18 protein-coding genes are annotated in these 18,804 nt (G+C 62.5%); 9 read left to right on the forward strand and 9 right to left on the reverse strand.

Going from position 1 to position 18,804, the window contains the following annotated elements; translation table 11 throughout:
- The first annotated feature begins 97 nt into the window (after nucleotides 1–97).
- Genes phnD through phnE form a run of 3 tightly spaced genes read left to right on the forward strand, consistent with a single transcriptional unit; the run spans nucleotide 98 to nucleotide 2,700 of the window.
- Nucleotides 98–994 (forward strand): phosphate/phosphite/phosphonate ABC transporter substrate-binding protein, encoded by an 897-nt coding sequence (gene phnD, locus AB2U09_RS02505; RefSeq protein WP_459191107.1) that lies wholly within the window; start codon nucleotides 98–100, stop codon nucleotides 992–994.
- Nucleotides 995–1,001: 7 nt separating this feature from the next.
- Nucleotides 1,002–1,820: a phosphonate ABC transporter ATP-binding protein gene (locus AB2U09_RS02510; protein ID WP_459191108.1), complete on the forward strand. Its 819-nt coding sequence runs from the start codon at nucleotides 1,002–1,004 to the stop codon at nucleotides 1,818–1,820.
- Nucleotides 1,813–2,700, forward strand: a complete 888-nt coding sequence (gene phnE / locus AB2U09_RS02515; RefSeq protein ID WP_459191109.1) for a phosphonate ABC transporter, permease protein PhnE — start codon at nucleotides 1,813–1,815, stop codon at nucleotides 2,698–2,700. Before AB2U09_RS02510 ends, phnE begins: the two co-directional genes overlap by 8 nt.
- Before the next feature lie 45 nt (nucleotides 2,701–2,745).
- Here the strand turns inward: phnE and AB2U09_RS02520 are convergent, their stop codons facing one another.
- Nucleotides 2,746–4,080 carry a 5'-deoxyadenosine deaminase gene (locus tag AB2U09_RS02520; RefSeq protein WP_459191110.1) on the reverse strand — a complete coding sequence of 445 codons (1,335 nt, stop codon included), beginning with the start codon at nucleotides 4,078–4,080 and terminating at the stop codon, nucleotides 2,746–2,748.
- 294 nt (nucleotides 4,081–4,374) lie between these two features.
- Here AB2U09_RS02520 and AB2U09_RS02525 point away from each other — a divergent pair, with 294 nt between their 5' ends.
- Both AB2U09_RS02525 and AB2U09_RS02530 read left to right on the forward strand, forming a co-directional pair.
- Entirely contained in the window at nucleotides 4,375–4,569 is a 195-nt protein-coding gene (locus tag AB2U09_RS02525) for a 30S ribosomal protein S17e (protein WP_459191111.1), read from the forward strand.
- A 131-nt stretch (nucleotides 4,570–4,700) separates the two neighbouring features.
- Nucleotides 4,701–5,231, forward strand: coding sequence for a TrmB family transcriptional regulator (locus tag AB2U09_RS02530; protein ID WP_459191112.1), 531 nt, complete (start codon nucleotides 4,701–4,703; stop codon nucleotides 5,229–5,231).
- A gap of 101 nt (nucleotides 5,232–5,332) precedes the next feature.
- Here the strand turns inward: AB2U09_RS02530 and AB2U09_RS02535 are convergent, their stop codons facing one another.
- From AB2U09_RS02535 to AB2U09_RS02555, 5 genes are all read right to left on the reverse strand, one after another.
- Nucleotides 5,333–5,887, reverse strand: a complete 555-nt coding sequence (locus AB2U09_RS02535) for a cysteine hydrolase family protein (RefSeq protein ID WP_459191113.1) — start codon at nucleotides 5,885–5,887, stop codon at nucleotides 5,333–5,335.
- A 4-nt stretch (nucleotides 5,888–5,891) separates the two neighbouring features.
- Nucleotides 5,892–6,716 (reverse strand): YqcI/YcgG family protein, encoded by an 825-nt coding sequence (locus AB2U09_RS02540; protein ID WP_459191114.1) that lies wholly within the window; start codon nucleotides 6,714–6,716, stop codon nucleotides 5,892–5,894.
- Nucleotides 6,717–7,268: 552 nt separating this feature from the next.
- A complete protein-coding gene (locus AB2U09_RS02545; protein ID WP_459191115.1) occupies nucleotides 7,269–7,766 on the reverse strand; it encodes a DUF7970 domain-containing protein in 498 nt (165 codons plus the stop codon).
- Nucleotides 7,763–8,758 carry a ParA family protein gene (locus AB2U09_RS02550; protein ID WP_459191116.1) on the reverse strand — a complete coding sequence of 332 codons (996 nt, stop codon included), beginning with the start codon at nucleotides 8,756–8,758 and terminating at the stop codon, nucleotides 7,763–7,765. Before AB2U09_RS02550 ends, AB2U09_RS02545 begins: the two co-directional genes overlap by 4 nt.
- A 1,077-nt stretch (nucleotides 8,759–9,835) precedes the next feature.
- Entirely contained in the window at nucleotides 9,836–10,204 is a 369-nt protein-coding gene (locus AB2U09_RS02555; RefSeq protein WP_459191117.1) for a Fic family protein, read from the reverse strand.
- Between the two features lie 1,093 nt (nucleotides 10,205–11,297).
- On the opposite strand from AB2U09_RS02555, the gene AB2U09_RS02560 reads away from it, so the two are divergent.
- From AB2U09_RS02560 to AB2U09_RS02570, 3 genes are all read left to right on the forward strand, one after another.
- Nucleotides 11,298–11,672 carry a Rid family detoxifying hydrolase gene (locus tag AB2U09_RS02560; protein ID WP_459191118.1) on the forward strand — a complete coding sequence of 125 codons (375 nt, stop codon included), beginning with the start codon at nucleotides 11,298–11,300 and terminating at the stop codon, nucleotides 11,670–11,672.
- 155 nt (nucleotides 11,673–11,827) lie between these two features.
- Entirely contained in the window at nucleotides 11,828–12,178 is a 351-nt protein-coding gene (locus AB2U09_RS02565) for an L-rhamnose mutarotase (protein WP_459191119.1), read from the forward strand.
- An 87-nt stretch (nucleotides 12,179–12,265) separates the two neighbouring features.
- Nucleotides 12,266–13,075: an SDR family NAD(P)-dependent oxidoreductase gene (locus AB2U09_RS02570; RefSeq protein ID WP_459191120.1), complete on the forward strand. Its 810-nt coding sequence runs from the start codon at nucleotides 12,266–12,268 to the stop codon at nucleotides 13,073–13,075.
- Between the two features lie 54 nt (nucleotides 13,076–13,129).
- Here the strand turns inward: AB2U09_RS02570 and AB2U09_RS02575 are convergent, their stop codons facing one another.
- The gene (locus AB2U09_RS02575) at nucleotides 13,130–14,374 is read right to left on the reverse strand and encodes an alpha-L-fucosidase (RefSeq protein ID WP_459191121.1); all 1,245 of its coding nucleotides are present in this window, start codon (nucleotides 14,372–14,374) and stop codon (nucleotides 13,130–13,132) included.
- 191 nt (nucleotides 14,375–14,565) lie between these two features.
- Between AB2U09_RS02575 and AB2U09_RS02580 the strand changes: the two genes are divergently transcribed.
- A complete protein-coding gene (locus AB2U09_RS02580; RefSeq protein ID WP_459191122.1) occupies nucleotides 14,566–15,921 on the forward strand; it encodes an alpha-L-fucosidase in 1,356 nt (451 codons plus the stop codon).
- A gap of 106 nt (nucleotides 15,922–16,027) precedes the next feature.
- Here the strand turns inward: AB2U09_RS02580 and AB2U09_RS02585 are convergent, their stop codons facing one another.
- Nucleotides 16,028–16,675 (reverse strand): ThuA domain-containing protein, encoded by a 648-nt coding sequence (locus AB2U09_RS02585; protein WP_459191123.1) that lies wholly within the window; start codon nucleotides 16,673–16,675, stop codon nucleotides 16,028–16,030.
- Between the two features lie 88 nt (nucleotides 16,676–16,763).
- Entirely contained in the window at nucleotides 16,764–18,716 is a 1,953-nt protein-coding gene (locus tag AB2U09_RS02590; RefSeq protein ID WP_459191124.1) for a DUF4838 domain-containing protein, read from the reverse strand.
- Between the last annotated feature and the right edge of the window lie 88 nt (nucleotides 18,717–18,804).

The following is an 18,804-nucleotide window of genomic DNA, read 5'->3' on the forward strand; positions in this document are numbered from 1 at the left end:
GCTTCCGGCGATGTGCGGACACGAGCGAGCGACGTGGCGACCGCCACAGGCGTTTGTCGCCGAAGTTTCAAGACCGACACCCGCGACCGTCCGTCCGATGAGTCCCCACCGACGAGAGTTTCTGGGTGCGGTCGCCGCGACGGCCGTCGGCGGCTGTCTCGGCAGCGCGAGCGGGGAGACGCTGACGGTCGGTATCGTGCCGGACGTCGACCCCGACACGGCGATCGAGCAGAACACGTCGCTGGCCGACTATCTGGAGACGGAACTCGGCGTCTCTATCGATCTCCGAACGTCGTCCGACTACGCCGGAATGGTCCGGGCGATGGTCGCCGAACAGGTCGACATCGCCTACTACGGCGGCGTCTCCTACGTCCTCGCCCGCCGACGCGCGGGGGCCGAACCGGTCGTGGTCGGGTCCAGCGACGGCGAGACGACGTGGCACTCCGCGTTCGTCGTTCCCGAAAACTCTCCCATCGAGAGCATGGCGGACGTGCGCGAGCGCGCCGGTTCGCTGGACCTGGTGTTCGGCGACCCGATCTCGACCAGCGGGACGGTCATGCCGACCTACTACCTGCGGACCGAACACGACCTCGCGCCGGAGGCTGACTTCGAGCGTGTCACGCACGTCGGCGCACACGACGCGACCGCGCGGACGATCAGCGGTGCCGAGGGATCGATCGGCGCGTTGAACGCCCGGATCTACGACTCCCTCGTCGAGGCCGGGGCGGTGACCGGCGTGCGCGAGATCTGGCGTTCGCCCGGGTTCCCGGACTATCCGTGGGCGGTCGCGCCGTCGCTGGGGAGCACGACGACCGAGGACGTCCGGACCGCGTTTCTGGACCTCGACGCGAACGGCGAAGCCGACATCCTCGACCGGCAGAACGTCGACCGGTACGTCGAGGTGACCCACGACGACTTCGCCTCGCTCGAATCGGCCGTCGAGATGGCGGGAATCGACACGGACGCCGGGACGGGGACGGAGACGGAGTCGTGATTCGAGGATGACTGCCCCGACCGACTGCGAACCGGGACGGCTCGTCTTCGACGGCGTCACCCGGTTTTTCGACGGAACTGCGGCGGTTTCGGACGTGTCGTTCGACGTCGCGCCCGGCGAGCGCGTGGCGTTGGTCGGGCCGTCGGGCGCCGGCAAGACGACGCTGCTCAGGCTCGCCAGCGGCGCGATATCGCCGGACAGCGGGACCGTTCGATTAGATGGCGACCCGGTGACCGGCGACGACGCGACGCTCGCCTATGGGGGACACACGCTCGTCGACCGGCGGACGGCGCTCGCGAACGTCCTCGGCGGCGGGATCGGCGCACTGCCCTGGCTCCGCGGGTTCCTCGAACCGCTCGCCCCGCGGGACCCCGAGCCAGCGCTCGAACTCCTCGACGCGGTCGGGCTGGCCGGGAAGGCCGACGCTCGCGCCGACACGCTCAGCGCCGGCGAGCGCCAGCGCGTCGCGCTCGCCCGTGCGCTGTTGCAAGACGGCCGTGTGGTTCTGGCCGACGAGCCGACCGCGAACCTCGACCCGAGTTCCCGGGCGAACGTCGTCGACGTGATCGAGGAGGTCGTCGGCGACCGGCCGCTGCTGACCGCGCTCCACGAGGTCGACCTCGCCCGCGACCGCTTCCAGTGGGTCGTCGGGCTGGCGGACGGGCGCATTCGATTCGACGAGCCGGCGGACGCGGTTACCGACGACATGCTCGCCGACCTGTTCGCCGCTGGTGAGTCGACGCCGGACGGACCGGACGACCGGCCGTACGAGGAATCGGCTTCGGAACCGACTGACTCCTCTACCCGCGCCCGCTGGTATGCCTGAGAACTCCTCCGAGTCCACGGTTGCGCGGCCCGACCCCGACGTTGAGCCGCTGGTCTCGAAGCGGCGGCTGTCGGCGCTGCTCGCCGGCGCGCTCGCGTTCGCCGCCGCCGCGTGGGTCGCGGAAGTCGATCCGCTCGCGCTGGTGAGCGCGAACGCCCGCGGGCAGTTGTGGGCGTTCGTCGCAGAGGGGTTCCCGCCGGATGCGAGTCGCGAGTTCCTGCTTGGACGGACGCTCCGCGACGGGCTGGCGTGGGCGGTCGTCGAGACGCTCGCCATCAGCGTCGTCGGGACGGCGCTGGCGGTCGTCGCAGCCGTCCCGCTTGCGGTCACCAGTGCTGCGACCGTCACCCACCGCGGACCCCTGTACGCGACCGCCTCGCCCGCCCGGATCGCGACTGGGCGCGCGCTCAACCGTACCAGCAGGACTATCCTCAGCTTTCTCAGATCGGTCCCGGGCATCGTCTGGGGGTTCCTGTTCGTCACCGCCGTCGGGCTCGGCCCGTTCGCGGGTGTGCTCGCACTGGCGGTTCACAACGCCGGCGTGCTCGGTAAGCTCTACGCCGACTTCCTGGAGGACACGGACCCGAGGACGACCGAAGCCGTCGCCGCGAGCGGCGCGACGCGGATGCAGGCCGTCTGTCACGGCATGGTCCCGCAGGCCACCGCGACGATCACCTCCTACACCCTCTACCGTTGGGAGTGCACCATCCGGTCGGCAGCGGTGCTGGGATTCGTCGGCGCGGGCGGGATCGGCTACTATCTCGTCGTCACGATACAGCGACTGCAGTACCAGAAACTCGTCACCGCCATCGTCGCGGTGTTCGCGCTCGTGGTCCTGAGTGACTGGATCGCGTCGGGAGTGCGGGTGCGTCTGGGCTGAGAGTGCGGACGTGCGGAGAATATTTGCGGACGGCGGCGGCGGCCGTCATGGTTTCTGCTGCTGCGCCGACTGCCGTTCGTCCTCGTAGTCCATTTCGCGGGCGATCTCCCGGGCTTCCTGTCTGACGGCGTCGGCGTTGACGGCGGTGACCTCGCCGTCTTCCATCAGTACGTTCCCGTCGACCATCGTGAACTGGACGTCGTCGCCGCGGGCCGCGAAGACGAGATGGGAGAGCACGTCGTGCAGCGGCGTCGCCCGCGTTTCGTCGGTACTGAGACCGATGATGTCGGCGCGCCACCCCTCTCGTATCGCGCCGAGCTTGTCGAATCCGGCGGCTTTCGCGCCGTTTCTCGTCGCCATCTCGAAGATCGTGCTCGCGGCGGCCGCGGTCGGGTCCAGGTCGTCGACCTTCCGGAGCAGGCTCGCCTGACGCATCTCCGTGAACGGGTCGAGCGTATTGTTGCACGGCGGGCCGTCGTTGCCCAGCGTCACGTTGATACCGCGATCGAGATACTCACCGACGGGCGCGATGCCGCTGGCGAGCTTCATGTTCGATGACGGGCAGTGAGTGACGTGCGTCCCGGTCTTGGCGAGGACCTCTCGTTCGCTCTCGTCGGTCCACACGCAGTGGGCCAGCACGACATCCTCGCCCGTGAGTCCGACCTCGTCGAGCCAGTGGATGTTTCGCATCCCCGTGTCGGACTCGATTGTCTCGACCTCGTCGCGGTTCTCGCTCGCGTGCGTGTGGATCCGGACGCCGGCGTAGTCGTCGGCCAACTCCCGGGCGCCGCGGAGACACGCCTCGCTGCAGGAGACGGCGAAGCGGGGGGTCACGGCGTAGCGGATCCGGTCGTCGTACGCGCCGTGGTACTTCCTGATGAGCCGTTCCGATTCCGTGAGCCCGGCTACTGTGCCCTCCAGCAGCCCGTCGGGAGAGCGCCGGTCCATGAGCACTTTCCCGAGGACGCCGCGGATTCCCATTTCCCCGGCGGCCTCGAACGCTCTGTCGGCGTGGGCGACCGATAGGTGGTCGATACAGGTGGTCGTTCCGCTCTCGATCATCTCCAGGTACCCGAGCCTGGCGGCGGCTTCCATCTCGTCGGCGGAGAGCGAGGCCTCCATCGGGAGGATGTGGTCGAACAGCCAGTCCAGCAGTTCCGTGTCGTCGGCGATCCCCCGACCCAGGCTCTGGACGGAGTGGACGTGTCCCCCCACGAGACCCGGTGCCAGGACGCTGTACTCGTGGTGTTCGTGGTCGGCGTACCGCTGGCTCAGTTCGGCGCGCGGACCGACGGCTTCGATCCGCGACCCGGAGACAGCAATCGCGCCGTCGCGGATGACCGTTTCCGGATCCGCGATGACTGTACCGGTGAGTAACATTCCGACCATAGTTCCGTATCACCTGTCAAAAGCGTTGGCTATGGCACATCGGCATCGGGCGATGGCTCAGGCACACCTCCCCTTCGGCACGTGTCGGCAGGAGGTGGATCGGCAGACGTGACCGTTTCGGATACGAGGATTGTATCGCTGTACTCGACGGCGTACCAGCGAGATCGGTACGAACGTGACGATCAAGCATTCGAGTCCGGTGAATGCTCGACGCCGGCCACACTCGTTCGCTGCCACGGACAGAGGGCCCAAAGAACTATTGAGACCGCCTGAAAAGTGCGGGATATGACATCTAACTCCGAAGAGATCATCAGTATCGGCGATTCGCTCATACAGCGCCATCCCGGCCGATTCACGGACGATTTCGAGGAGAACAAACATCGGGTTGAGGAGCTGACCGATGTGGAGTCCAAACGCGTCCGGAATCGGATTGCGGGATATATCACTCGCCGACGGAAGGAACAGGCGCCGAGTCAGTAGTATCGACTATGTCTCCGACGGGTTCCGGTCGGCTACTCGTCTCGGTCTGGGTGCCGAGTCGGTCGCATTGAGCCCCGTCACCGCTACACTGATCGAAAAATCAATATAATTCTGGAACGATTGTTACTGAAATGGGTGCTCGATCACTCGATCTCCGCAAAATTCAACGACGGCTGTTGACTGTCCTCCTCAATGAATACCAGCAACAGGAGTCGCCGGTGAAAGCGAACGAACTCGCCGAGGTGATGAATCGCAATACCGGAACGATCCGGAACAAGATGCCGCAGTTGACGTCGCTCGGACTGGTCGAGGGCGTTCAGGGTCCTGGCGGCGGATACGAACCGACGGAGAAGGCATTCGAGGCACTGGATCGGGACCCGAACGCCGATCGGGAAGCGGTCAGGGTGACACACGAATTCGACCGTATCGATGCGACGGTCGAAAACATCTCGTTCACGAACGTGAACCATCCGACGGACTGCCGGGCGTGGATCGAATTTCAGACGGCGCTTCCACAGCTGGAGGTCGACGATCCCGTTATCATCGGGCCGACGGCAGAGATGCGTCTCGTCGTTGCGGGCACCATCCATAGCCTCCACGACAGGGGAAGCCGAATTTCGCTCGACGTCCGCAAGATGGAAGCTCCCCTCGAAAAGGACTGATATACACCCGCGCCTCATTACAAGCCAGCGGCGCTTCCAGATCGAAGCCACTGGCCTGACGTTTTGCCGGTTTCGGTGATATCGTACTGGTGGGAATGCGTTCAAACCAGCCTGATCAGCTCGTCAGTGGACGTGATAGTCGCGAACTCCCCGGACAGCTGTGCGAGCGCAGTTCGATGGATCACTTCGGCATCGAAGCGCTCCTCGCCTAGCGTCCGGTCGAACGTCGCCATCGCGTCCCTGACGACGAACACGTCGAACCCCCGGTTTTCGGCCATCCGCGCTGTCGTCGAAACGCAGTGATCGGTCGTCAGTCCGGCGATGACGAGCGTCTTGTGTCCCTGCTCGCGGAGCCACTCCCCTAACTCCGTTTCGACGAACGCGCCGTTGACCCGTTTGACGAACTCCCGTTCCGCCTCCGCCGGACTGAGCTCGGATTTGTACCGGAAGCCCGGTTCCCCGTCTTGGAGTGGCGAATCAGTCTCGGTGGAGTCGTGGCGGACGTGTGCGACCGGGAGCCCCCGGTCGCGCCACGCTGAGAGGAGTTTCGCTGCGTTCGTCTCGGCGTCCGGATTGTTCCGTGGCCCCCACCGCTGCTCGTCGAATCCCTGCTGGAAATCGACGAGCAACAACACGGGCGAGTCAGCGAGGTCCATCGGTTCAGGCTCCGCGCTCCGGTGACGCCGGGGCATCCAGCAACAGTTTCGATTTCGGGTGCTCGCGCGTGATAGTGATGGGGCACTCGTCCGGCGCCCGCCGCTCGTCCGCCGAGAGCATGTACTGTGGCCACTCTCGATCGCCTTCCACTCCCCAGTCACCCAGGTCGGCGTGCGGACACACGCCGTCGTAGTCCTCCAACCGACCCTGAATGACCTCTCGAGCGTGCTGTCCGGCGTCCGTATCGGCAGTGACGTTCAGGTCTTCGAACAGTTTCCGGGGCTGAAACGTGATTTCGAGCCCTACGGGACAGTAGCGGCTCTTCCGCGTGTCGTAAAACGGTGCCCGGCAGGTCGGAAACATCGGTTCCCCGCCGAAGCAGAACTCCCAGTACGGATCGTCGGGATCTGTCGGGATGTCTTCGGGCCATGGACAGGGATCGTGGACGTGGAGGAACTGGAGGATGTGCCACAGCGCGCTATGGTAATCGGCCTCTGAAAGTTCCTGCCCTGGGGGTTTGAAGAACGTAACGAGGGACGCGCGGTCGCTGTGAGTCTCGTAGACGTCGAGGTACTCGAGGATCGTCCGTCCGAGGTCCAGCAGCGCGTCTTTGTCGGTCATCGAGGGGATCGCGGAGTAGAGCGGATCCCCGTTCTCGACCGATTCGACCCCGAAAAAGCAGGGGAACGGCGTTTCGTTGCGCTCTCCGAGCAGTCCGTTCCGAAACGTGCGCCAGTGTGCGGCAGCCCAGTCCGGTGCTTGCCCGGCCTCCACCCGTGCTTCGACCGTCGTCTGGTCCTGGAGGGCGCCGACGATGCGGCATGACATGTGCTCCCGTACGGACTCCCCTGTTTTCTAAGCAATGATTCCAGAAATCTGTACTTCCAGTAGAGTGGGGTTATACCCGGATAATTGTAGGGTTTCAGATCCTATATCAGCTGTCGTCGAAGCGAGTCAGCATCGCCGTTCAGTTCTTCTGGTCCGAAGTTGACGTGGATTCTCTTTGTTCGTCGACTCGGCCATGGCAGAGATTCTCGACGGATCACGAATTGATTCGGTTCATCGCAGTCAGATATCATGCAGCGGTAGCCGCTCGGTTGTCAGTGATGGCTGGGGACAGATAGGGGCGGCAGCACTCTGGGACACAATTCTATAACAGCTGTCTGTAACAGATGTCTGTAACAGATATTCGCCCCAAGTAGCGGGGCCGTCTCTTTCGAGAATCACTACACGGGCCTCCATCTCGGGGATCTCCATCCGGCGTGGGTGCCTGGGACAGAGGGCCAGCGGCCTCTCCCCATCTATAAACTACATTCCGATATACGGAAATACAATGTCTTCGTCGCTACCGCAGAGCCAAGACAGTAGACGTCGGCCGTTTCAATCCAGTGCGCCGAACCCTTCCTCCCGCATCAGTTCAGCGACGCGCTCGGGATGGTGAAATGCCGCGAGGAGGGCGAATTCGCGGGCGTCGGTTTTCGAAACCTCGCCCGTATCGAGTCGTTGTGCGAGTTCGTTCCGGAACTCAGCTTCTTGGTCGGCGACGCGATCGCGGACGTGTATCTCCAGGCGCGTGTCTCGTTCGTCACCGACGTTATTCCGCCGGACGAAGTAAGGATACTCTTCGCTAGTCGTGCTTGCAGGTGTAGAATCGGTCTGGGTGTCCTGCTCAGCTGTCTGCTCACTGGGAGACCGGTTCGTCCGAGTGGATTCTCGACCCGCCGAGCCGTGATCCCCGTCTTCTCGTGAGTCAGATTCGGTGTTCGTTCGTTCTTCTCGGGAGTCCGGTTCGTCGACGGCCGATTCGTCTTCGACAGACTCGTCATCGTCGTCCCCTCCGAAGTCGAGGTTCCCGGAGCCTGATTTGAAGTTACTCATGCTGAGGTCGCCTCCATCGGCTCGTCTTCCCGCAGGTCGATCGTCCGGTCATCGTGGTCCGTAATATCGAGTTCCATCACCGGATCCACCTCTGTGTCGAACGTCTCTGTCGCGATGAATCGCGCGAGTACGTACAGCTTCCGTAATGTCTCGATTTCACGGTCGCGGACACGCCGCTGTCCTGGTTCACTTACCATTTCCCCGTCTTTCTCGAAGGTCTTCCATCGGTCTTCGACCACTTTGAACGCCGATCCTCTAGCCTCCCACATGGCGTCCATGAGGCTCTCTCGGTTCCCGATCGTGACGGGAGTGGCAAACGCCTCGGTATCCTCGAACTGTTGCTGGTACTGCTGGTGAGCGTTGGTCTGCCCGACGCCCGATGGGACGACACACGAAAGCCCAATCTCGATCTCCAGTTCGTTTTCCATGTTCCCGACTAGCTCGTCAAGACCGTCCAGACTCAGATTCCCCTTCCCTGCGGGCTTCACCGGTGCGACCAGTGTCCGAAGGGCAAAGATGGCGTTATAGAGGAGATCCTCCGCGCGCGCGTTCGGGTCGATGAGGACGGCGTCGTATTCCTCGTGGAGTTCCTGTTTCTCCCACAGCAGATCGTACAGAAGTTCGAACCGAGGGTACTCTTCGCGGCTCATGTTTTGCATCCCGGTCTCGTAGGAAATCTTCTGCTCCAGATTGGAAGTGAAGTCTCCGAGCATATCGTGACTCGGGATGATATCGACACCTTCGTCGGACGTCTCGATCAGATCGTCGAAGTCCCCGTCTGGCATGTCGAGGATGTGCTTGACCAGATTGTCCGCGTCCGGGTCGCTTCGGCTGGTGCCCACGTCGAAGAGGCTCGTGAGATTTCCTTCCTGCGGGTCGAGATCTATGACGAGCGTCTTCTGGCCCATCCGTTCGAGCGCGACTGCGAGGTTGGCCGTCATCGTCGTCTTGAACGTCCCGCCTGATTCGGAGTAGACTACGGCCGTTATCATACGTTCCTGGCTTCTATGCAATACACCATAAATCTGTGTCAGACGTTAGGGGCAGATGTCTGTAATAGATGTCTGTAATAGATGGCTGTGTCTATTGTCTGCATTACTTCACGTCCTGTGGTTATTCTGTACTGTGTAGGTTGGTGCCGGTATCTGTACCAGATGTCTGTTATGGGTGTCTGTGACATCGGCTTCTAGATGGCCGATACATGCGGCTGTAATTGGTGTCTGTCTCTGACATCTGTCACTGATATCTGTAACAGATGTCTGTGACGGTGTGGCTCTGGGCAAGTGGTGGCTCCTATCTCTGATGTCTGTTACGGATGTCTGTAACAGACGTTCTGGGTGGGAATCTAGGACGGCTACTAGCAGCAGCACAACTAGCTGGAATCGGACGGTTCATACTCAGTGATGGATGAGATGACACTGAATCACTATTCGAGAATGGGTTCTGTTACGTATGTCGGCTGTACTGACCAGAAAAAGATCCCAAGACTCCCGAATCATCAATCTTGAGACCGCGAATTGCCCCCGAAGAGAAGTTGGACTGGTTGACAAGCTGACGACGAATACTATGGGATCTCTGTTTGGGATCAAGCCTACCTCACGGGTGAACTGAGTGCCGAAGAGTGAGAAAAGAGTTCCAAGCCGTACCACTGCGGGTGTGACTGGTTGTGTCTATTGCGAAGGAACGTCCCCATCGATCGTGTCTAGATCCACACCGAGTTCATGCCCGAGAACAGGGGATCATTTAGATCATGGTCCAACTTGAATACTGGCTAGACGTGGTTTGGATTCCTGTTGCTCGGTCTACGAGATTCTGCTAAAATCGGGCATACAGGCGTGAAACGGCTCGGATCAGGATGGTTCGACGGTTACGAGGATTTCAGTCGCCCGATAGACCTTGCCGCGTTCTTTCCCAGTGATTTCGTCGATAACTCCGTCTTCGGATAACGGCTCGATGGCGTTGTAGACTGCTTTCTTCGACCGGCCAGTCGCTTCCTGAGCGCGAACCGCCTGTGTAGATACGGCTCTTCGAAGAGATGCGTCACGGCGTCGCGAACAGCTGGATACCCCTCATACTGCTCGAGATACGTGGCACGGAGTTTCTGGAGTTGTTGCCCCACACTCGTATGTGTGATGTGCCTGATCGCTGATCGGAGTCAACGCGAACAACACCCCCTCCCACTCTCCATCCTTGCTGACGCTAAGCAGTTTATCGAAAAACTCGGTCTGCTTCCGATTGAAATACGCAGACAAGTAGAGGTACGGGTCATCGAACAGGCCTGCCTCGTATAGTTGTAGCAGAATCAGTAATCGGTCGAGTCGACCGTTTCCATCACGGAAGGGGTGGATTGTCTCGAACTGGTAGTGTGACAAGACGATATCGATGAGTGGCGGGTAGTTTTCCGTCCGATTGTACGCGATAAGCTGATCCAGCAACAACAGAACATGGGTCGGATGAGCCGGAATGAACTGCGCTTCTTCGGAATTCTGGTTCGGGCCGATTATGACTGGGATGTCCCAGGTTTCGCCAGGGCGCTTGTCCTCGCCGCGAACGTCAAGCAGTGAGACGCATGGAGGTCGCAGATAAGGTCGCGGTCGATTTCATTGCCCTGTTCCAGCCGGTCGAACCCCATCTGGATGGCCTCCACAGAGTTGTACGCCTCTCGAATGTCACGCTCGGATGCCTTAACCAACGAAACTCCTAATTGAACTCCATGTTGGTTAACTATCTCTACCGTGTCAGTGAACAGAGGTACCGCAGGAAATGGGATCTCGCCGTCTACCTACATCTCCAGTAAGTCCCGCTTAAAAGTCAGCAAGATTCGTCTGATGAAGAACCGCTCAGCTAAGAACCACTCCCAGCCTCTGGATTAGTTTGCTCTTCTGGGTCGTAATACTGGGTTAGCCCATCAGGCCCACATGCTCAAGAACAGGCATCTCTACATTATCGTTTCTTGATAGGGAGTGACGTCAAGGTCGTAGAGACCACATCGCTCCAATACGCGTTTCAGTTGCCGGATTAGGACTACCGCAGGTGAACTCGGAGGATGGCTTGAGAGGGGACCTACTGGCTTCGTTTCCTCAACGCTGCGTTCAAATACAGCGATCAAGACCATAGGTGCAGTCTGATTGGGCTGCATAGCATCTGTGATCGGGTTCTCGGTATCAGATCATGTCGATCAAGGATGGTTTGTAGACATCGAAACTGCGAGGTTGAGGCTCCACGGTTTAGAATTTTATATAGCGACATACGATATATAGAATCGTATATTCCAGAAATTCGGTGTTAGGCGGCTCCAAAATCCTGAATCCGGCCGATAATCTGTAGATGTGAGTTGGTCGTGATTATGCCAATAATCACGACCACTCTGAGTTGTCCTACAACCGGTGGGGGAACATGAAAATCGAATCGAGGGAGAACGACGCTTCCGCCGGCACAGCGGCGAGAAATCTGGGTACATTGGTATGATAAGCCAGCCGGTCCTTGACCGAAGCATTAGTTACGGGTGGCTATAAGATCCGAAACGCGAATATGGAAGAGATTAGCACGGATGCCGCGCCGCCGAGCATCGGCCCGTTTTCACAGGGGATCAAGGACGGCGACACGGTACACGTCTCCGGTCAGGGACCGATCGAGCCCCAGACTGGCGAGATCATCGAGGGGAATATCAGCGACGAAACACGGCGAACGCTCGAGAACGTTAGCGCAGTACTCGAGGCAGCAGGAGCGTCGCTCGACGACGTCTTGAAGACGACGGTATTCGTCCAGGACATGGCGAACTACGACGAGATCAACGACGTATACGCGGAGCACTTTACTGCCCCGTATCCGGCCCGTAGTGCAGTCGAAGTGGCCGACCTTCCCGTCGACATCGGCGTCGAGATCGAAGTGACTGCGACGCTCTGATCGAACCGGCTTCTGCTCCGGGAGGGGGAGGAGTACAACAGCGGCGAGAGAATCTCCGTTACCGGATAGAAGCGATGGAACCCTCGCCGGGCTCAGGCTACGAAACAGGACGTTGCAGCCACACGCTTATTTGCCGCACGAGCGATGGGCTGCGTATGACTGCCGCCGAGGCAGACGACCTCGAACGAGTCGTACTGTTGCAGCGACTGAAACCCGACGCGACCGAAGAGTACGTCGCGGCACACGAGGACGTTCCCGATTCCGTCGTGGAGGCCATGCGCGATGGCGGCGTCGAGAACTACGACCTGTACGTCCACGACGATATCGCCGTCAGCGTCATGGACGTCCGCGACCTCGAGGAGTTCGAAGCGGTCTATGAGAGTGACCCCGACAATCAGGCCTGGGAGGAGCGGGTCGGGCAGTTCAAACGGTCGGGCATCGATGCCGACGACATGGAGATTCCGACCATGGAGCGGATCTGGTCGCTGAGCAAGACAGACGACTGAAACCCTGTCCGGCGCTACTGGGGCGATTCGCTGGCGAGAGGGTATCGACCAAACAATCATTGCATTGGCGGATGTTAGCGCATCTGTATGGCAGGTAGATTCGACGGTCAGAGCGTGATCGTTACCGGCGGCGGCGCGCACACCGACCGCGCGCTCGGTATCGGCGAGGCCACCGCGAAACTGTTCGCACGCGAAGGCGCCGATGTCGCCGTGCTCGACGTCGAGGAGGCGATGGCCGAACGGACGACGGCGACATTCGATGACCCGGACGGGGATTCGCTCGCGCTGGAGTGCGACGTGACCGAGCAGGAGAGCGTCGAAGCGGCGGTCGACGGGGTCGACGAGGCGTTCGGGGGCGTGGACGTGCTCGTGAACAACGCCGGCATCCGCATCGAGTCGGGACCGTTACCCGAGTCAGACGAAGAGGCGATGCAGCGGATCCTCGACGTCAACCTCCAGGGAATGGCACGGTGTTGCAAGCACGCGATCCCGATCATGGCCCGCGACGGCGGCGCGATCGTCAACGTCGCGTCCGCCAACGCGACTGTCGGCCGCGAGGGGTGGTCCCTGTACGACGCCACGAAGGCGGGTGTGATAGCACTCACCCGAGACATGGCCTGCGACCACGCCGACGACGGCATCCGGGCGAACGCAGTCTCTCCCGGCTGGACGATAACCGATTACCACCTCGGAGACGTCACCTCCGACGAGGCCGAGCAGCGAGTGGAAGAAGCGACAACGCGGCGCGAGGAGGGACCGGCGATCCTGAAGCGACACGCACACCCCGACGAGCTGGCCGAAGGTATCGCATTCCTCGCCTCGGACGCTTCTTCGTACGTCACCGGAACGACGCTTGAGGTCGATGGCGGGATGAACGCCGTCGGTCACCAGCTGTAGGTCCGACTGCTCGGCTTCCGCCGTCAGTCCGTGAGGCCGCCCTGATCCCGGGACTCACCGGAGTTCAGCGATCCTGACGACGGTGTCGACGCCGTACGGGTACTCCGTGCAGTCGATAGTAGTGATCGAGCCGGATTCGTCCTGTACGACGGATAGCTCTTCGCCGCTGTCGAGCCACTGGGCCCGCGATATAGACCGGTTGAGTCCTTCGATGGAGCGCGGCCCCGCTCCCCCCTCGCCCACTGTCACGTTCTCGTCGCCACCGACAGAGAGGTCGAAGGCGAGGTAATAGAGGGCGTCATCCGTTTCGAGGACCGCGTCGCGGCCGGGGCACTCGCAGTCGACGGGCGCGCCCTCGTAGACGACGTCGGCGTGCACGTCGATCCACTCGCCCGCACGGCGGAGCGCCGCTGCCTCGTACTCGGGGATCGATCCGTCGGCGTTCGGGCCGACGTTGAGCAGGTAGTTCGCCCCGCGAGCGCGGCAGCGCGCGAGCGTCTCGATGATATCGGCCGGCGACTTGTAATTGAAGTCCCGGTTGCTGATCCCCCAGTGGCCGTTCATTGTCTGGCACATCTCGCCGGCGACGTACTTGTCCATGTTCTCGCGGTCGATAGGATCCGGCTCGCCCTGTTCGAACGTGACGCTGTCTATCTCGGGGTGGCTCATCTCCCCCTGGTTGTCCATCCCGGTGTTGTTGATCACGATAGCGTCGGGCTGGTGCTCCCTGATCAGCCCGTATCGCTCGTCGAGCCGCCAGTCGACGTCGCCGCGCGACCAGTCCCCGTCGAACCAGAGGCCGCCGATGTCGTACTCGGTGAGGAGGACTTCGATCGAGTCGTGGAGGAAGTCGACGTACTCATCGAACTCATCCGGTGAACAGTCGGCGGAGTCGCGTCGCCAGTCGAGCGTCGTGTGATAGAGAAACGGTTCGATACCTTCGGCGTGACAGCCGTCGACGAACTCCCGGACGAGGTCGCGACCGGCCGCCGAATTCGGGGCATCGAACTCCGTCAGCCCCTGCGTGTCGTACAGGGAGAACCCGTCGTGATGGCGGGCGGTCAGGACGGCGTAGTTCATCCCTGCCGCTTTCGCGAGTCGGGCGATCGCCCGCCCGTCGAAACCCTCGGCGGTGAACTTCTCGGTGAGGGACTCGTAGGAGTCGGCGTCGACGTCGTCGCGGAGGTGGAGGGCCCACTCGCCCTTCCCGAGGTGTGAGTACAGCCCCCAGTGCAGGAAGAGACCGTACGCGCGGCGTTCGAACTCGGCGATTCGCGGCGCCGGGTCTGGAACAGGCATAGATCGGTTCACCCGGCCATGTCCTATAACGCCTGCGATGGGTGTGCGGGCGAGTAGCACACAGGCTGACGAACTGGAATCGGTCAACCGCCCCAGTGCGACCGTTCACCGCCGGTGGGGGCCTCGGAAGCAGGATCCAGTAGCTTCCACCACCCGAAGAGTAATGTGGGCCGGCGGACACCTCGGGTTGTATGCCGGTAGCGTACGATCCGACCTGGGAGTCGCTCGAATCGCATCCGCTCCCCGACTGGTACGACGACGCTAAACTCGGGATCTTCATCCACTGGGGTCCCTACGCGGTCCCCGGGTGGGCGCCCCTCGGGAGCTACGCCGAGTGGTATCCCTACCACATGTACGACGCGGATAGCGAACACTACGACTACCATCGCGAACACTACGGCGAGGACGTGAGCTACCTCGACCTCGCCGAGCGCTGGGAGGCGGAGAACTGGGACCCGGACCGCTGGGCCGAGCTGTTCGACGACGTCGGCGCCCGGTACGTCGTGATGACCGCCGAACACCACGACGGCTTCCCGCTGTGGCCGACACATTACAGCAAGTACAACGCCGGGGAGATGGGTCCGGAACGCGACCTCGTCGGCGAGCTCTGCGAGGCGGTGCGTGATCGCGGCCTCCGATTCGGCGGGTCGTATCACGCGAACCTGAACTACTACCAGCCCGGCTTCGAGGGGCAGTTCGGCCACCCCGACTTCCACGCCGAGACGGTCGAAGACGCCCAGCCCGGGTCGGAGTACGTCGACTTCATGAACGCGAAACACCGCGAACTAATCCGGCGATACGAGCCGGACCTCCTCTGGTTCGACGTGCCCCGGGCGGAGGGTGACCACCTCGGCGCGCAGGAACTGCTCGCCGAGTACTACGAGACGGCCGCCAACGACTGGGAGAAGGGAGTCGTCGTCAACGACCGCGCCGCGTCGGACTCCTGGGGCCACTACGGTGACTTCGTCACTCCCGAGTACGACCACCCGGATGGGCGGCTGGAGAAGAAATGGGAACTGTGCCGCGGCATCGGCTCCTCGTTCGGATTCAACCGCAACGAGGGGCCGGACGAGCACATGAACGGTTCGGACCTCATTCAGCTGTTCGTCGACGTGGTCTCACGGAACGGTAACCTGCTCATCAACGTCGGTCCGCGCGCCGACGGGACGATCCCCGACCTCCAGCGGGAGCCGCTGGAAGCGCTCGGCGGCTGGCTGTCGGACCACGAGGAGGCCATCTACGGGACTCGGTCGTGGGAGCACTACGAGGACGAAGAGGCCGATATAGACGTCCGCTACACGTGGCGTGACGGAACGCTCTACGCGCATCTCATGGAGTGGCCCGACGACGTCTCGCTCGGCGCCCTCGGATCGAGCAGGGGTGACGACGTCGCGCTGCTGTCTGGCGGCGAACGGATCCCTGTCGACGCGGAGCGCGACGCGAACGCGCTGACGATCGATCTGTCCGGCGTCGAACGTCCCACCGAGTACGTCCCGGTTCTCGCCGTGGGGGGCGTCGAGAACGCCCGCGAATCGGACGAAGAATAGGCAGTCTCCGCGAGGTGAGCCCCCTTTTCCCATTCGAATCAAGCGAGCCGCGTCTGAACCCGTCGCAAAATTCTGTAATAGAACTATAGCTGTTACACGGCCACTGTCACGCCAGCCACTCCACGGCGTTCCGGAGGACCCGGCAGTGACTCTCGTTCCGTAGCGCCTCGTCGCTGTGACCGAGCGAGCTGTAACAGACGCGGCCTTCCCCCACTTCACGGACCCAGAGGACGGGATACGCGTCGTCGAGGTCCGGGTGGTCCATCCGCGCGAGGACGGTGAGATCCCGGTCGTAGTCGACCTGGTACGGTTCGTCGAACACCTCGAAGTCGGAGACGGAGTCGGTCACGGGGTGGTCGCTGTCGACGATCTCGACCGCAAACGTCGACTGCTCGGGGTGGTCGAGGAAGTGGCCGCCGATCAGTTGCCTGAGTTCCGGCAGCGGCTCGTCTCGACTCTGGAACTCGCCGTCCTCGTCGACGTAATTCGTGAGGTCCGACGCGCAGTGCAGCGGGAGATATCCGCCGCCGTCGCGGACGAACGACCGCAGTGCTTCGACGTTTGCCTCCACCGGCCGGCTGTCCGTCACGTAGTCGACGAGGATATCGTACTCTCCGAGGTCTGCCAGCGCGGCCGGGTCGGTCGTCCGGTCCACGTCGACTTCCTCTCCCAGTGCCGACTCGATGAGCGGCGCTTTCGCGTCGAAGTCGTGGATGCTGTTCTCTCCGATCAGGAGCGCCTCGATCCGTGCCATCGTGGATCAGACCGCAGCGGGACGGCAAAAGTGTGCTGGACGGACGCCGACGCGGAGTGGACGGGAGCGGGCGGCGTGAACGGCCGGATTACTCGTCGTCCACGGCGAACGTTCCCTCGAAGATGTTGACGAAGAAGTAGACGTCGAGGGCGGGGTGCAGGTCGGGCTCGCGGCGCTGAACCAGTTCGCGGACCTCGACCCAGCGCTCGTGAGCGCTCTCGTCGTTGCCGCGCGCTTTGGCCGCGAGCGCCGGCGCGAGTTGCTCGCAGATGTCGGCGTGGTGGCCGAGGTACTCCCAGGACGTGCGCTGGGGGTCGTCGTCCCGTTCGGCATTCCGCTCGATGGTCGGCTGGATCTCCGCGACCGCGTCGGCGACGGCCTCGAACGACGACGCGACCGCGGGGTCGATCACTGACGAGTCGCCGTCGAGGCTGTCGTGGCCCGAGTACAGCGGCTCGAAGCAGTCCGAGATCGTTTCGAGGTACGCGCGGACGGCGTCGGCATCAGGTCCGAACGCCGTCTCCAGATGGTCGTCGACGATGGCGTCGAACGACGCGTCGCCGTCCCAGAGCCGCCGGCCCATCGCGACCATCGGGAGCCCCGTCGGGAAGAAGACACGCTGGACCTGACAGCTGACGTTCCCGTCGACGCCGATGTCGTCGAGGTGGCGCATGTCCGTCGCGAGCACGTCGCTGGTCAGGAACTGCCCCGGGTCGCGGAAGTGGTCCCACATGAGGTGGTAATCGAAGTCGAAGGCGTCGCCGCCGAAAGCTTCGCGCCACGCCGCGAGGAAGGCGACGTTCTCCGCCAGATCGGTGGGGTAGTCGAAGTCGTTGCGCTCGTACGGCGGCAAGTCGGGGAGGTCGTCGAGGTCGAGGTCGGCGTACGTCTCCGCGTACGAGCGGGTTATCGGGGCGAACATGAGGCTGAACCGGTCGGTGTTCTCGATGCGCGCCTCCTCGGGTGGCCAGAGCAGATCGGTGTACATCAGGAACGCGATACGGGTGTCGACGCCGCGCTCGGTGAGGACGGCGTCGAGTTCGTTCAGCGTCTGCACGTACAGATCCGAGGGGCGCGCGCCGACGCATTCGTCGCACTCGCAGTGGTTCTTGTGGCCGTCCGAGGCCCAGACGTGGAGCACGTCCACCTCAGAGTGGACCTCCGCGTAGTCAGCGATGGTTTCGACGAGCAGGCTGCGAGCCTCAGAGTTGGAGTAACACAGTTCGGTGTTGACCGGGATGCCGTCGTGGAGTTTCCGCTCGCCGTCGACCTCGGCGAGGTACGGCTCGATTTCTTCCGGCACGGTCGCGTCGGTATCGCCCCACCCCTTGTCGGGCAGGTCGAGGGCGCGCGCGGTCCACCCGTGGCCGACGGCGTGGTAAGTGAGTCCGCGCTTCTCGATGGCGCGGACGCATTCGGCGTGGATCTCTCGGGCTCGTTCGGCCGAGAACTCCTCGGGCTCGTAGGTGGGATTGTTCTCGTGGGTGTACCAGCGCTCGAAGAACGGATAGGACTCGAAGAACTGGATGAAGTAGCTGTTGTAGCCGACCTTCGGCGCCCAGTCGATCATGTCACGGACGTGGTCCTCGCTGACGGCGCCCTCGATGGTGATCCCCCGGTGGCGATGCGACGGACGGTCGGCCACGTCGACGGGATCGAGGGTTGCCACGGACGGGACGTGTTCGCCGTCGGGCCCCGGTCGGACCCAGCGACAACCCTGCTCGCGGAGGTACCGGTAGACCGCGAGCAGCGCGCTACGCGGGTTGACGCCGGCGACGACACCGGTGGACCCGTCTGTCTCGATGCGGATCGCGTCGTCGAGCGTCGGATCGTCGACCTCCGGGAGTTCGATTGGGAGCGTCGCCGCCGTGTCCACCCAGAGTCCAGCGTCCGCATCGTAGGCGTCGCGCTGGGCGACGGTGACCGGCTCGTCGAGCAGCTCCGAGAGGTACTCGCCGAGCTCTTCGGCCGCGAACGCGACGGTTTCGTCGTCGGAGAGTCGGTTGACTGTGAGCGTCGAAGGCGCTGTTCCGGGGCTCATAGCAGTGATCTGTTCGGGGAACACACCCACCACTCCAATAAGGCTTGTGAGTCGGTACCACCTGTCGCCGTCGTCGCGGGGGTCACCG

Source organism: Halosimplex yunnanense (assembly GCF_054504345.1).